This window comes from Nocardioides sp. GCM10023255 (assembly GCF_042653125.1).
Classification (GTDB): Bacteria; Actinomycetota; Actinomycetes; order Propionibacteriales; family Nocardioidaceae; genus Nocardioides.
The window spans coordinates 132,985-146,872 of record NZ_JBHSHU010000009.1; the positions used below are offsets into that span (position 1 = coordinate 132,985).

Sequence of the window (13,888 nt, forward strand, 5' to 3'; positions counted from 1 at the left end):
GGCGCTCCTCTGCTCGTCGTCTGATCAGTAGTACCAGGGGAAGGGCGACCAGTCCGGCTCGCGCTTCTCGAGGAACTGGTCGCGCCCCTCCACCGCCTCGTCGGTCATGTAGGCGAGGCGGGTGGTCTCGCCGGCGAACAGCTGCTGGCCGACCAGGCCGTCGTCGATCAGGTTGAAGGAGTACTTCAGCATCCGCTGCGCGGTCGGCGACTTGCCGTTGATCTTCCGGCCCCACTCCAGCGCCTCGCGCTCGAGGTCGGCGTGCGCGACCACCTTGTTGACCGCGCCCATCCGGTGCATGTCGTCGGCGGAGTACTCGTCGCCGAGGAAGAAGATCTCGCGGGCGAACTTCTGGCCCACCTGGCGCGCGAGGTACGCCGACCCGAAGCCGCCGTCGAACGAGCCGACGTCGGCGTCGGTCTGCTTGAACCGCGCGTGCTCCCTGCTGGCCAGGGTCAGGTCGCAGACCACGTGGAGGCTGTGGCCGCCGCCGGCCGCCCAGCCGTTGACCAGGCAGATGACCACCTTGGGCATGAACCGGATCAGCCGCTGGCACTCCAGGATGTGCAGCCGGCCCAGCCGGGCCGCGTCGGCGGGGGTGCGCTCGTCGCGCACGCCGCCCTCGGTGCCGGGCTCGTACTGGTAGCCCGAGCGGCCCCGGATCCGCTGGTCGCCGCCGCTGCAGAACGCCCACTTGCCGTGCTTCTCGCCCGGACCGTTGCCGGTGAGCAGGACGCACCCGACGTCGGCCGAGGTGCGCGCGTGCTCGAGCACCCGCAGCAGCTCGTCGACCGTGTGCGGGCGGAACGCGTTGAGCACGTCGGGCCGGTCGAAGGCGATCCGGACCGTGCCGTGCGCCTTCGCGCGGTGGTAGGTCAGGTCGGTCAGGTCCTCGAAGCCGGGCACCACGTCCCAGGCGTCGGCGTCGAAGATCTCCGACACCCCGTCGATCGCGCTCATGCGGGGTCCCCGCGGAAGTGCGAGCGCAGCGAGCAGTTTCGTGGGGTGTTCATGGGGCCACCGTAGTGAACGTCGACCCGTCGCTGGTTCACGGGTGAGGACGCCGACCCGTCGCAGCTTCACGTGACAGGCACGTCGACCCGTCGCTTCTTCACGCCCACCTCGTTGGTCAGGGCATGCGACGACTCGTCCCGGCCACCGCCGCTCTGCTGACCCTCGCGCTGGGTGGCGCCCCAGCCGCGACCGCAGGCGCGGCACCGCAGCCGGGCGACCCGGCGTACATCACCCGGGACGCGCAGAACGTCGCGGACGCCTACGGTCGGGTGACCGAGGGCCAGCTGCGGAACCCGGCGTACCTCCCTGCGCTGGTGCAGGCGGCGACGCAGACGGGCGTCGGCCAGCTGCTGGCGCAGGCGGCCACGCCCACCCGGCCGGCGCTCACGCCCGGCAACGTCGTCCCGGGCTGGAACGTCGGCAACCCGCTGCGCGCGGGGTGGGAGGAGCGCCGGGGGCGGGTGAGGGCGGTCGCGTTCACCAACAGGTACGGCGCCCTCCTGCGCGGCCACGTCTACCGGCCCGAGCCGGGCGCGGTGGACCCCTACACCGGCCGCGAGCTGCACGGACCGTTCCCCGGAGTCGTGATCACCGAGGGGTCGGTGCAGGGCTCGGAGGGGATGTACGAGTGGCTGGCCCAGGACCTCGCCGAGCGTGGGTACGTCGTGCTCACCTACGACGTGCAGGGGCAGGGCACCAGCGAGACGCTGCCGCACCAGGACTCCCCCGCCGACACCGACGCGCTGCCGTTCTGCAACCCGTTCGCCGAGCCGGGCGACGGCGAGATGTCCGGCTGCCCGGGCGTGCCCTCGCAGCAGCTGTCGAACTTCGTGGTCGGGACCCGCGACGCGCTGGGCTTCTTCACCTCCACGCCGCGGCACCCCTACCGCAACCGCGCCGCGGACGGCACGGGCGCGACGGCGTACAACCCCTACTGGCGGCTCTTCGACCGCTCGCCCGACCGGCGTACGGCGACCCCGGGACGGACCACCCGCATCGCGATCATCGGTCACTCGATGGGCGCCGCGGCGGTCTCGAAGGTGCAGGGCACCGACGACCGGGTCGAGGCCGTCGTCGCCCTGGACAAGCTCACCGGCCCCTCGTCCACGGGGCCCCTGGACGGCAGCGGCAACGAGCCGACCGTGCCGGCGCTGGCGGTGCAGTCGGAGTACGGGTTCACCGTGTCGCCGTGGTTCCTGTCCGGGGGTAGCTCGCTCACGCCGCAGCCCTCGCCCGGCGGGCCCGACCCGAGGCGGGAGCGGCGTACCGGCTTCGACGCGTGGAGACGCGCCGGGGTCGACTCGATGCTGGTGGTGCCGCGCGCCTCCACGCACCTGGAGTACACCGACATCCCGCTGGTGCTCCCCGCCAGCCGCTACGGCCAGGACCTCACCAGCGTCTACGTGCAGCGCTGGCTGGACCGCTACCTCAAGCACCGCGACGTCGATCTCCTCGACACCTCGTTCCGCTACCTGGAGCCCACCGGTGGCGGCCGCTGGAGCCCGGTGCGGCTCGAGCGCGACCGGCTGCTGAGCTTCTACTACTGCTCGGCCTACGCGCTGCGCACCGACGACGGCCCACGCGAGAACGGCGACATCACCCACGCCGGCTGCTGAGGGCCCCACAATGACGGCGTGACCGCCGCCCCGACGCCCGACGCCGTACGACGATCGGCGCTGGCCGAGCCCACGGTGGACCCGCCCGCGCGGTGGGTGGCGTTCCTGACCCTGGCCAGCATCGGGCTGTGGGCCGGGTTCTTCGGCCCGATCCAGGTGCTGCTCGCCCAGCAGGCCGAGTCGATCTCGGCGGCCGACAAGAAGGAGATCCTCTCCCTGGTGCTCGGCCTCGGGGCCCTCACCTCGGTCGTGTGCAACCCGCTCTTCGGTGCCTTCTCCGACCGCACCACGCTCCGCGCCGGGCGGCGACTGCCGTGGGTCGCGGGCGGCGCCGTCGGCGGGGCGTTGTCCCTGCTGCTGCTCTCGGTCGCCGACGACGTGGTCGTCATGGCACTGGGCTGGTGCGGGGTGCAGGCCACGCTGAACGCGATGCTCGCCGCCGTCACCGCGACCGTGCCCGACCAGGTGCCGGTGCACCGACGGGGCCGGGTGGGCGGGATCCTCGCGGTCGCGCAGACGCTCGGCGTCGTGGGCGGCACCGGCATCGCATCGGCCACCGGCAGCATCGCGGCCGGGTACGCCGTGACGGCGGCGGTGCTGGTCGTGCTGGCCCTCCCCTACTGCCTGGACTCCCGCGACGTGCCCCTCGCCGCCGACGAGCGGCCGGACCGCTTCGTGTGGAGCGTCTTCGTGCGTGCCTTCTGGGTCTCCCCGCGCGTGCACCCGGACTTCGCGTGGGCCTGGCTGACCCGGTTCCTGGTCAACCTCGGCAACGCGCTCGGCCTGCTCTACCTGCTCTACTTCATGCAGGACGTCGTCGGCTTCTCGCACGACGAGGCACCCGACCGGGTCTTCCTGCTGACCGCGATCTACGCCGTGTCGCTGGTGCTCACCACCGTGGTCTTCGGGATCTGGAGCGACCGGACCGGGCGGCGCAAGGTCTTCGTGATCTGGTCAGGGGTGGTGGCCGGGTGCGCCGCGCTGGTGCTGGGGGTCGGCCAGAGCTGGCCGACGGCCGTGGTCGCCGCGGCGGTGATGGGCTGCGGGTTCGGGATCTACACCGCCGTCGACTTCGCGCTGATCACCCAGGTCCTCCCGGGCGCCGCGGACCGCGCCAAGGACCTCGGGGTCATCAACATCGCCAACGCGCTGCCCCAGGTGTTCGCGCCGTTCGTCGCCACGATGGTCCTGCAAGTCGTCGAGGCCACGGGCGCCTCCGTCGAGACGGACGGCGCCGCGTTCTCCACGGGCTACTTCGCGCTCTACCTGGCGGCGTTCGTGGTCTCGATCCTGGGCTCGGTGTTCGTCACCCGGATCCGCTCGGTGCCGTGATCGTGAAGCTGCGACAGGTCGGCGCGTTCCTCCGTGAAGCTGCGACGGGTCGGCGCGTTCCTCCGTGAAGCTGCGACAGGTCGGCGCGTTCCCCCGTGAAGCTGCGACGGGTCGGCGTGGGTTGCTCAGCCGGCCTTGGCGATCGACATCGCGAGCGCGACCAGGTGGCCCAGACGGGCGAGCTCGGAGTCGAGGAACTCGGGACCGCCGCGGCGACCGATGACCACGATCTCGTGCTTGTTGAGCCGGGCGCCGACGTGGACGTTGTCGTCGGGGGTCTCCAGCCGGGCGGCCTTGCCGATCGAGGTGAACACGAGGTCCTCCGGCGCGGCGCCGGTGGCATAGACGGTCCCCGCGGAGTCGCTGACCCGGGCCGCCCACTCCGCGCGGAAGGTGACCGGCAGCAGGTCGATCAGCCGGTCCAGCGCCTCGGCCGGGTTCGCGGTCAGCTCCTCGACCGCCTCGAGGTCCAGGAACAGGTTGCCACCGGCGGCGTACCGGCTGATCCACACCACCCGGACGCCGTCGAGCTGGTTGCACGCGGAGACGATCGAGTCCGGCATCACGCCGGGGGCGACCTCGAGGAGCACGTCGTCGACGGCGGTCGAGGCCTCGTGGCGCTTCTCGACGATCTCGATCGCCTCGATGTCGCCGCCGGCCTCACCGATCGCGCTCGCCACACGACCCAGCGAACCGGGCACGTCGGGCAGCTCCACGCGCAGCAGGAAGGGCATCTCAACTCCAGACATCAGGTTCACCGACCCTAGCGGTCGCACGTTGCGCCAGGATTTCGCCGCCCGGTCAGTGAGAGTGGCGGGTCAGGCGTCGGCCGTCATGCTGGGGACAGCCGCAGGCGCAGCCCGCTGGCCCGCAGCGCCCGGCGCTCGACCGCGGCGCGGACCTCGTCGGGTCCGCCGACCACCACGACCTTCTCCCGGGCCCGGGTGATGGCGGTGTAGAAGAGCTCCCTGGTGAGCAGCCGCGACTCCGGGGGCGGCAGCAGCACGACCACCTCGTCGGCCTGGCTGCCCTGGCTCTTGTGGATCGTCATCGCGTGCATGGTCTCGGCCTGGCCGAGCCGGCTGGTCGCGAGGTCGAGGCGGCGGGTGCTGCCGGCGACGTGGGCGCGCAGCATGCCGTCGGCGCGGCGTACGACGACCCCGGTGTCGCCGTTGTGCACGCCGAGCCCGTAGTCGTTGGCGGTCACCAGCAGCGGACGGCCGGCGTACCACGCCGACCAGATCGGCTCGCCGGTCTCGTCGGTCAGCCAGCGCTCGACCTGCCGATTCCAGTGGCGTACGCCGTGGGGCCCCTCGCGGTGGGCACACAGCAGGCGCTGCCGCTCGAGCACCCCCAGGGACGCGTCGACGTCACCGCGCTCGGCGGCCCGGACCAGCTCGAGGGCCCGGGGCACCAGCAGTTCCCGCAGCCGGGGCTCGGGGTCGGGGTCGCTGACCAGCTCGACGTGGCCGCCGCCGGCCTCGAGCAACGCCACGGCCTCGTCGGCGTCGCCGGCGCGCACCGCCTCGGCGAGCCGCCGGATCGACTCGCCGAACCGGTGGGACGTGCGCAGGGCGGCGATCCGCCGGTCGTGGCGGGCACCGAGCCCCTCGACGAGGTCGGCGAGCACCGCGCCGGCCTCCACCGACGCCAGCTGGTCGGGGTCGCCGACGAGCAGCAGCCGAGCCTCGGGCCGGACCGCCTCGAGCAGCCGCGCCATCATGGTGAGCGAGACCATCGAGGTCTCGTCGACGACGACGACGTCGTGGGGCAGGCGGTTCTCGCGGTGGTGGCGGAACCGGGCCGAGGTGTCGGGGCGCGGGCCGAGCAGCCGGTGGAGGGTGACCGCCTTCAGCGCCCCGAGCCGGTCGCGGTCGCTGATGGGCAGCTTGGCGACCTCCTCCTCGACCGCCTGCTGCAACCGGGCCGCGGCCTTGCCGGTGGGCGCGGCCAGGGCGATCCGCGGGGACGCCCCACCGGCCCGCTCGGCCTGCTCGGCGAGCAGGGCCAGCAGCGCGGCCACCGTGGTGGTCTTGCCGGTGCCGGGGCCGCCGGTGAGCACGGTCGTGCCCTGGGCGAGCGCCACCCGCGCGGCGGCGCGTTGCTCGTCGTAGCCCTCGGCGGCGAAGACCCGGTCGAGGGCGGCCTCCAGCGCGTCGGTCTCCGCGGCCGTGAGTGGCGCCGGCGTCGGCCGGGCGAGCAGGTCGGCGCAGACCTGCTCCTCCTCCCGCCAGTAGCGGTCGAGGTAGAGCAGCCGGTCGTCGAGCAGCCGCAGGACCGCGGGGCTGCCCGCGAGCGGGCTGGCCCGGACCGCGGCCAGCCAGTCGGCGGTCCCGGGCCAGGGCAGCTCCTCGGCGCCGGTGTCGGCGGCGACGGTGGTGAGGTCGACGCAGACCGAGCCGCCGCGGACCGCCCGCACCGCCAGCGCCACGGCCAGCGCCACGTTCTCGTCGGTCTCGCCCGCCAGCGCGGTGACCCGCTGCGCGACGTGGACGTCGGCCGCCTCCACGACTCCCGCCTCGTTGAAGGAGCGCAGCAGCCCGGTCGCGCCGAGCGCCAGCCGGTGGTCGCGCGGGTCGTCGGTCTCGAGCAGGGTCATCGGAGCCGCCTTCCGTCGAGGAGGTCGGAGAGCGCGGTGACCAGGGCGGGCGGCGGCGACCAGCTGAACACCCCGGCGGGGTGGCCGTCGACGACCGGGGTCGCCTCGCCGCACATGCCGCGCACGTAGAGGTAGAGCACGCCGCCGAGGTGGGTGGCAGGGTCGTAGCCGGGCTGGCGCCAGCGCAGGTAGCGGTGCACCACGACGACATACAGCAGGGCCTGCAGCGGGTAGTCGCTGTGCAGCATCGCCTCGGTGAGCCGGTCGCGGGTGTAGTCGGCCGCGGTCAGCGGCTGCTCCGGGTCGCCGAGCCGGTTGGTCTTGTAGTCGACGACGAGGTAGCGCGGACCGCCGTCGCCAGGGACCCGCAGCACGACGTCGATGGAGCCCGACAGGTAGCCGCGCAGCGACTGGTCGGCCAGACCGGTGGTCAGCAGGCGGTCGGAGTACGGCGCCAACGGGTCGTCGGCGGACAGGTGCTTGCGCAGGAGGGCACCCACGTCGGCCAGGCGTACGTCGGGGCCGGGATCGCGGTCGCCGCCGCTGAGCGGGATCTCGAAGTCGAGCTCGCGGAGCCGGTCCGTCAACCCGATCTCGCCGAGGGTCAGGCCGGGCGCGAGCGGGCCGAGGGGGGTGCGGTGGAGCGGGACCAGGGCCGCGGCGAGGTCGTCGACCGGGGTGTCGACCGGCCACCAGGCCAGCTGCTCGCGCACCTGCGCGGCGAGCTCGGCGGCGAGGTCGGCCGCGAACGGGTCGGCGTGCTCGAGGACTCCGTGGACGAGCGAGCCGAAGGTCGCCCCGGCGGGCAGGTCGGCCATCGGCGAGGCGACCTCCGCGCCCTGCGCGGGAGCCGGCTCGAGCAGCGGCAGGTCGCCGACCTCGTCGTCGAGCGCGACCACCTCGGGTTCGCTCCCGACCCCGCGGGACTCCTCGGCCGACCGGATCAGCCCGGAGTAGGAGGTGCGGCGCCAGGCGGTGTCGATGGCGCGGTCGAAGGTGCGCACCCCGAGGCCGGTCACCGGCGTCCGGGGCGGGACCGGGCCGGGGGCGGGGATCCGCGACTCCTCGACGACCGGCCCGTCCTGGGCCTCCCAGCCGCGGAAGATGCCCAGCACGTCGGGGTCGGCGACCTTCGGCTCGCAGCGGTCGGGCACCGCCGCCTCGCCGGCCGCGCGTCCCCGCAGCAGTCGGGACAGGCCGCCGTTGGGCTCGTCCCAGGACGGCGCCCACCAGGCCACCACCTGGGACTGGGCCCGGGTCAGCGCGACGTAGGTGAGCCGGATGTCGTCGCCGGCCATCTCCGCACGGCCGCGCGCCTCGATGGCGGCGAAGCCGCGCTGGTCCTTCCCGCCGATGTCGAGGCAGCGCCGGTCGTCCTGGTGGTAGAGCACGATCTCGCGCGGGGGGACGTAGCGGTTGAAGCCGAAGGGCAGGTAGACGAGGGGGTACTGCAGCCCCTTGCTCACCCAGACCGTCATCACCTGCACCGCTGCCGCGTCGCTGTCGAGGCGCCGGTTGCGCTCGGCCGCCCCCTGCCGCTCGCGGCACTGGGTGCGCAGCCAGTCGAGCAGGGCCGGCAGCCCGAGGCGCTCGCGGTGGGCCAGCTCGTGCAGGATCTGGGCGACGTGGGCGAGGTCGGTCATGTCCCGCTCCCCGCCGCGGTGCGAGAGCACCCGGGGCGCCAGTCCCGAGCGCACCGCGGCCTCGTGGACGGCCGCGATCCCGCGCTCCCGGGCGTGATCGGCCCACTCGCGGAGGGTCTCCGCGACCCGGTCGGTCAGCCGGTCGCCCCCGGCCGCGAGGGTGGCGGCCGACTCGCCGAAGAACATCGTGGTCGCGGCCGCGCGCACCAGCCCGCTGCGGTGCGGCTGCTCGAACGCCTCGAGCAGGCACAGCCAGTCGGCGGCCGCGCGGGACGCGAACACGTCGGTGTCGCCGGTGTAGACGGCGGGCACACCGGCCGCCGCCAGCGCGTCGCGGCAGACCCGGGCGTCGCGGTGGGCCTCGACGATCACCGCGATGTCGCCGGCCCCGAGCGGTCGGTCGTCGTACGTCGCGCCGCTGGCCAGCAGCTGCTGGATGTCGGCGGCGAGGTCGGCGGCGACGTGGGCGCGCACGTCGTCCATGGGGACGGTGCGGGTGCCGCGCAGGCCGAACTTCTCGCGGGTCACGACCCGCAGCCGGAACGGGTCGTTGTGGGGCGCCCCGGCCAGCCGGTGGGTGCGGTGCCTGGCCTCCACGTCGCGCACGACGATGTCGGGGTGGCCCAGGGCCGCGCCACGGAGCACCGTCTGGAGCCGGTCGACGAGCGGGGCGTCGCTGCGCCAGTTGGTGCCGAGCGTCCACCGGCGGTCGGCCTTCCGGGCCGCCTCGAGGTAGGTGACGATGTCGCCGCCCCGGAAGGCGTAGATCGCCTGCTTGGGGTCACCGATCAGGACCACGGTGGCGTGCCCCACGAACGCCCGCTCGATCACCTTCCACTGGACCGGGTCGGTGTCCTGGAACTCGTCGACCAGGACGATGCGCCAGCGCCGGCGCATCCGCGCGCGAGCCGGGGCGTCATCGGCCTCCAGCGCGGTGGCCAGCCGGCTCAGCAGGTCGTCGTACCCGAGGATGCCGAGCCGCCGCTTGCGGGTCTCGAGCTCGGCCAGCACGTCGTGGGCGAAGCCGACCCGCACCGCCTCCACCGACCCCTCGGCGGGGTCGCGCGGGGTGAGCCGGGTCTGCGGGTTGGCCACGACCTCGCGGGCCAGCCCCAGCGCCTGCGCACGGGTGAGGACCGGGGCGTCCTTCTGGTGGCCGAACCGGCGCAGGTAGAGGTCGTCGACGACCTCGGTCACCAGGTCGTCGAGGCTCTCCACGAGGGTGACACCGGCGTCGGTGTCGCCGGCGACGCCCAGCGAGCGGAGCACGAGCTGGCAGAACTGGTGGGTGGTGGCGATGGTGGCGGCGTCGAAGGAGGCGAGGGCGTCGCGCAGGTGGTGGCGCCGGCTCGCGAGCTCCTCCTCGCTGCCGGTGACGAGGTGTGCGAGCAGCTCGTTGTCGCCGACGGTGGACGGGTCCTCGAGGGCGTGTGCGGCCTCGACCAGCGCCCCGCGCACCCGCTCGCGCAGCTCCTGGCTGGCGGCCCGGCCGAAGGTGATCAGCAGCATCTCGTCGAGGGTGGCGACGCCCTCGGCGACGTAGCGGGTCACCAGTCCGGCAAGGGTGAAGGTCTTGCCGGTGCCGGCGCTCGCCTCGAGCACCACGGTGGTGGCGCCGGTGGGCAGGTCGCCGAGGAGGTCGAAGGGTTCCATCTACAGGCCCGTCCGTTCGCAGCGCAGCAGCGGCAGCCAGACCCGCGCGGCCAGGGCGCCGAGCCGGGTGTCCTCGCCCTCGACCGCCTCCCCGGGCGGCACCGGGCCGAGCAGGCGGTCCAGCGGCGCCCGCACCCCCCACACCCGCTCGTGGGCGGGGTCGGCGTCCTCGGCGGGGTAGGTGCCGCTCTTCCACTTCCGGCGGGCCGCGTCGACCGGGTCGTCGTGGTGGTGGCGCGCGCTGGCCCACGCGAACGACGTCTTCAGCGGCAGCGGCAGCGGCTCGCGGCGCCCGGCGTCGTAGACCGCGACCAGGTCCTGGAGCAGGCCGAGCGGCTCGTCGTCGGCGGGCCCCAGGAGCCGCTGGGCCGGGGCGGTGCCGCGAGCGGCCCGGCCGATGGTGAGCGCCGTCCAGTTGTGGTCGGGCCGGCCGGCGGCCAGCGCCAGCAGCCGGATCCACGACTCCAGCAGGTGCTTGCCGTCGAGCCGGGAGTAGCCCACGGCGACCAGCCGGTCGGCGTACACCGGGGTGACGGTGCCGGTGAGCCGGCGACCGCCGCCGAGCTCGACGTCGACGTCGTAGGCCTTGGGGGCGACCTGGCGGTGGGTGAGCGCCGCGATGGCCAGCTGCATCGCCTGGTCGCGGACCTGGCCGGCCTTGCGCCAGCCGAGCTGGCCCGGCGGCAGCGCACCCCGGCGCCACTCGGCGGCGAGGGCCTGGTCGGGGTGGAGGCCGCGGAGCATGTCGGCCAGCATCCGGTCGCCGACGCCCCACGTCTCGAGCGCGTCGATCTCGACCGGCATCTGGTCGGAGACGCCGTCGACGTCCCACGGCAGGGTGAGGTCGAGGGCCCGGAAGAACCCCTTGACCGGGTCGCGGAAGAAGGTGAGCAGGTCGGCGAGGGCCACGTCCTCGACCGGCGCCGGTGGGAGCGGCGCGGGCAGGAAGTCGGGGGCCGGCGGGCGATCGCTCTCGAGCGTCTCGGCGGCCACGAGCATCGCCGGGTCGAACGTGAACGGCGCCGCCACGCCGAGGGCGCCGGGAGTCACGTTGCGCACGTCGAACGGCTGGAGGGGGTGCTCGACCACGAGCCGGTCGCGCACCGGTGCGCCGGTGGTGCGGTCGAGGGCGTCGAGCAGCTCGCCGAGAGGCACCGCGGGAGGCCGCGGCTGGCCGCTGTGCTCGTTGGCGCCGGTGTAGGTGACCACGAGCCGCTCGGTCGCCGCGCCGATCGCGTCGAGCAGGAGCTGGCGGTCCTCCGAGCGGACGTCACGCTCCCCGGTCACCGGGTCGCGCGCCAGCGCGTCGTCGCCGTCGACGAGCCCGGCCCGGGGGAAGACCCCGTCGTCGAGGCCGAGCAGGCACACGACCCGGTGCGGGACCGAGCGCATCGGCACCATCGTGCAGACGGTGAGGGTGCCGGTGCGGAAGTTGGCGCGCGTCGGACGGCCGGCGAGGTGGCCGCCGAGGAGTGCCCGGACATCGGTCAGCCGCATCGGGGTGTCCTCGCGCGACGTGGCCTCGACCAGCACCGTGGCGAACTCGCGCTGCACCTGACCGGTCTGCCACTGGTCGGCCCGGTCCACCCGGGTGAGCGCCGCGATCCCGTCGGTCAGCGCAGCGAGCCAGTCGGCCAGCCGACGGGTGCCGGTCAGGGCGTCCGTGGCGACGGTGAGGCGTTCCACGAGCTCGGCGAGCCGACCGGCCAGCTCGACGTGGTTGCTGCCGACGTCGTCGAGGGGCAGCGTCGTGCCGAGCCAGGCCTGCGAGTCCTCGGAGAGGGCCACGCCCGCGAGCACGCGGTCGACGCCGAACTGCCAGGTGTTCTGGAGGAACTGCTCCAGCCCGAACGGCGCCCGGTGCTCCTTGTCGAAGCCCCACCGCACGCCGGACTCCCGCACCCACGCGGTCACGGTGTCGAGGTCGTCGTCGGTGAACCCGAAGCGCCGACGCACCGGCGCGGCCTGGGCCAGGTCGAGCACGGCGCTGGCGGTGGCCCGGCCGCCGGCGAGATCGAGGAGCTGGGCGGCGACGCCGAGCAGCGGGTTGGTCTGGGTGAGCGCGCGGTCGGCCAGCCGGACCCGGAGCCGGTGGGCCGGGTGCCCGTCCTCGACGACGTCACCGAGCCCGAACCCGGCGGTGATCAGCGGCGCGTAGGTCTCGATGTCGGGGCACATCACGAGGATGTCCCGTGGCTCGAGCGTCGGGTCGTCCTCGAGGAGGCCGAGCAGCACCTCGCGGAGCACGTCGACCTGACGGGCGGGGCCGTGGCAGCTGTGCACCTGCACCGACCGGTCGTCCCGCGCGAGCACCCGCCCACCGGGGCGGACCTCGTTGGCCGCCAGGTCGGACTGCAGCCGGCCCAGCAGGGTGTCGGGCGCCGCTGGCCCCTCGTGGTGGTGGTCGACGGCGCCCGTGACCGCGAGGCTGCGCTGCAGCTCGCGCACGTCCCGGCCGAGGGTGGCGAGCAGCGGGTGGTCGACCCGGCGGTGGCCGTGGTCCTCGCGGCGCGGCACCGGGCCAGCACCGGTCGCGCCGTGGTCGGCGGCCAGCGCTCGCCACATGACGTCGCTGGGGTGCGGCAGCCAGACGTGGACGTCGTGGGCCTGCGCCAGGGCGGTGAGCAGCTCGATCTCCGTCACGGGCATCCGCGTGTGGCCGAACAGCGAGAGCCGGGGCGACAGGTCGGGGACCCCGTCGCGCAGCCGGGCGAGGGCGGCGGCGTGCCGCTCGTGCGGCGGGGGCGCACCCACCCGGTCGACCAGCGCCCGCCACAACGGCGGCTGCCAGGCCAGGTCGTCGTCGAGGGCGTTGCCGCAGCCGTCGGTGGCGCGCCCCTCGAGCCAGTCGACCGGCAGCTGCGGGCGCTGCACGGCGTACGACGCGAACAGGCCGGCGATGCGCCGGGCGACGGCGTAGCGCCGGCCGCGCCGGAACTCCCCCTCCGCGCTCGTGTCGCCGTGGCCGAGGTGGCGGGCCAGGGTGTGGTTCCACGGCTGGTCGAGGGTCTCGTCGATGACCTCGAGCAGCGGCCAGGCGAGCGCGTCGGGCGACCACGGGTCGTCGTGCACGGTGCCGGTCAGCTCGGCGACCAGCGATCGCGGCGACCGGAACTCCACCCCCGCGCAGACGCCGTCCAGCGCCTCACCGCGGCCCAGCCGGTGCGAGAGCCGCTGGCTGAGCCACCGCTCGACACCCCGGGCCGGAACCAGCACCAGCTCGGTGGCGAACGGGTCCTCCAGCGGCTGCGCGAGCAGGTCGCCGAGGGCGTCGGCGAGCAGGTCCGTGCGCGGGGCGCGGTGGAGGTGGAGCGTCACGGACGGCACCCTATGCGGGTCCGCCGACGCCGTCGGTGGTCCCGGGGGACGCGCCGTCGTGCCGAGCAGGCAGGATGGCGGTCATGACCGCCTACTGGATCAGCCTCTACAAGGAGATCGTCGACGAGGCCAAGGTCGCGGCCTACGCCGAGCTGGCCCGCCCCGCGCTGCGGGCGGCCGGGGGCACCTTCGTGGCCCGCGGGCTGCCCGAGCAGACCTACGAGTCGGGCGAGCCGACCCGCACGGTCCTCATCGAGTTCGAGTCGGTCGAGGCCGCCCGCGCCGCGCACGACTCCCCCGCCTACCAGGAGGCGCTGGCCGCCCTCGACGGTGGCGCCGTGCGGGACATGCGCATCGTGCCCGGGGTGGCCTGAGCCGTGCCGGCCAGCCGATCTGCGCGGCAGCGGAAGGCCTCCGCCGAGGCCGGTCCGCTCGCGACCGTGCGGATCGACGTCGACGGGGAGCAGCAGCTGGTCTACAAGATCAGCTGCACCGAGTGCGTGGCACGGGGCGACCGACGCTGGTCGGCCTACCGCCCCGGCGGTGACAACGGGTTCATGGCGGCGATGGACCGCTGGATCTTCCACCTCCACGAGAAGCACCCGGGGGCCGAGGCGCCGTGCCTGGCCTTCCTGCCGGCCGCCCAGCAGCGCCTGCACGAACGCCGCACCCGGCAGGAGGCCGCGGCCGCCGACGGCTGACCCGGTGGTGGC

The 13,888-nt window shown here is 74.5% G+C and carries 9 protein-coding genes; 4 read left to right on the forward strand and 5 right to left on the reverse strand.

All coding sequences use genetic code 11. The features are described from left to right. Nucleotides 1-24 precede the first annotated feature (24 nt). Entirely contained in the window at nt 25-960 is a 936-nt protein-coding gene (locus ACFO9I_RS14425; RefSeq protein ID WP_379182001.1) for a 1,4-dihydroxy-2-naphthoyl-CoA synthase, read from the reverse strand. Nucleotides 961-1,136: 176 nt separating this feature from the next. Here ACFO9I_RS14425 and ACFO9I_RS14430 point away from each other — a divergent pair, with 176 nt between their 5' ends. Beyond that, the gene (locus ACFO9I_RS14430; protein WP_379182003.1) at nt 1,137-2,630 is read left to right on the forward strand and encodes an alpha/beta hydrolase; all 1,494 of its coding nucleotides are present in this window, start codon (nt 1,137-1,139) and stop codon (nt 2,628-2,630) included. An 18-nt stretch (nt 2,631-2,648) separates the two neighbouring features. Further along, nucleotides 2,649-3,962 (forward strand): MFS transporter, encoded by a 1,314-nt coding sequence (locus tag ACFO9I_RS14435; protein ID WP_379182005.1) that lies wholly within the window; start codon nt 2,649-2,651, stop codon nt 3,960-3,962. Nucleotides 3,963-4,087: 125 nt separating this feature from the next. On the opposite strand, the gene ACFO9I_RS14440 is transcribed toward ACFO9I_RS14435, so the two are convergent. From ACFO9I_RS14440 to recC, 4 genes are all read right to left on the reverse strand, one after another. Then, nucleotides 4,088-4,711, reverse strand: a complete 624-nt coding sequence (locus tag ACFO9I_RS14440; RefSeq protein WP_379182007.1) for an ACT domain-containing protein — start codon at nt 4,709-4,711, stop codon at nt 4,088-4,090. 83 nt (nt 4,712-4,794) lie between these two features. Further along, the gene (gene recD, locus ACFO9I_RS14445; RefSeq protein WP_379182009.1) at nt 4,795-6,561 is read right to left on the reverse strand and encodes an exodeoxyribonuclease V subunit alpha; all 1,767 of its coding nucleotides are present in this window, start codon (nt 6,559-6,561) and stop codon (nt 4,795-4,797) included. Next, a complete protein-coding gene (gene recB / locus ACFO9I_RS14450; RefSeq protein WP_379182011.1) occupies nt 6,558-9,857 on the reverse strand; it encodes an exodeoxyribonuclease V subunit beta in 3,300 nt (1,099 codons plus the stop codon). The genes recD and recB overlap by 4 nt, the downstream gene beginning before the upstream one ends. After that, a complete protein-coding gene (recC, locus tag ACFO9I_RS14455; protein WP_379182013.1) occupies nt 9,858-13,175 on the reverse strand; it encodes an exodeoxyribonuclease V subunit gamma in 3,318 nt (1,105 codons plus the stop codon). A gap of 83 nt (nt 13,176-13,258) precedes the next feature. Between recC and ACFO9I_RS14460 the strand changes: the two genes are divergently transcribed. Beyond that, nucleotides 13,259-13,549: a DUF1330 domain-containing protein gene (locus ACFO9I_RS14460; RefSeq protein ID WP_379182015.1), complete on the forward strand. Its 291-nt coding sequence runs from the start codon at nt 13,259-13,261 to the stop codon at nt 13,547-13,549. Between the two features lie 66 nt (nt 13,550-13,615). Further along, nucleotides 13,616-13,876, forward strand: a complete 261-nt coding sequence (locus ACFO9I_RS14465; protein ID WP_379182017.1) for a hypothetical protein — start codon at nt 13,616-13,618, stop codon at nt 13,874-13,876. Nucleotides 13,877-13,888: the final 12 nt, after the last annotated feature.

Coding starts and splice junctions, on each gene's coding strand:
- ACFO9I_RS14425 (WP_379182001.1), bottom strand. CDS start 960: ATGAGCGCGATCGACGGGGTGTCGGAGATCTTCGACGCCGACGCCTGG.
- ACFO9I_RS14430 (WP_379182003.1), top strand. CDS start 1,137: ATGCGACGACTCGTCCCGGCCACCGCCGCTCTGCTGACCCTCGCGCTG.
- ACFO9I_RS14440 (WP_379182007.1), bottom strand. CDS start 4,711: ATGTCTGGAGTTGAGATGCCCTTCCTGCTGCGCGTGGAGCTGCCCGAC.
- recD (WP_379182009.1), bottom strand. CDS start 6,561: ATGACCCTGCTCGAGACCGACGACCCGCGCGACCACCGGCTGGCGCTC.
- recB (WP_379182011.1), bottom strand. CDS start 9,857: ATGGAACCCTTCGACCTCCTCGGCGACCTGCCCACCGGCGCCACCACC.
- ACFO9I_RS14460 (WP_379182015.1), top strand. CDS start 13,259: ATGACCGCCTACTGGATCAGCCTCTACAAGGAGATCGTCGACGAGGCC.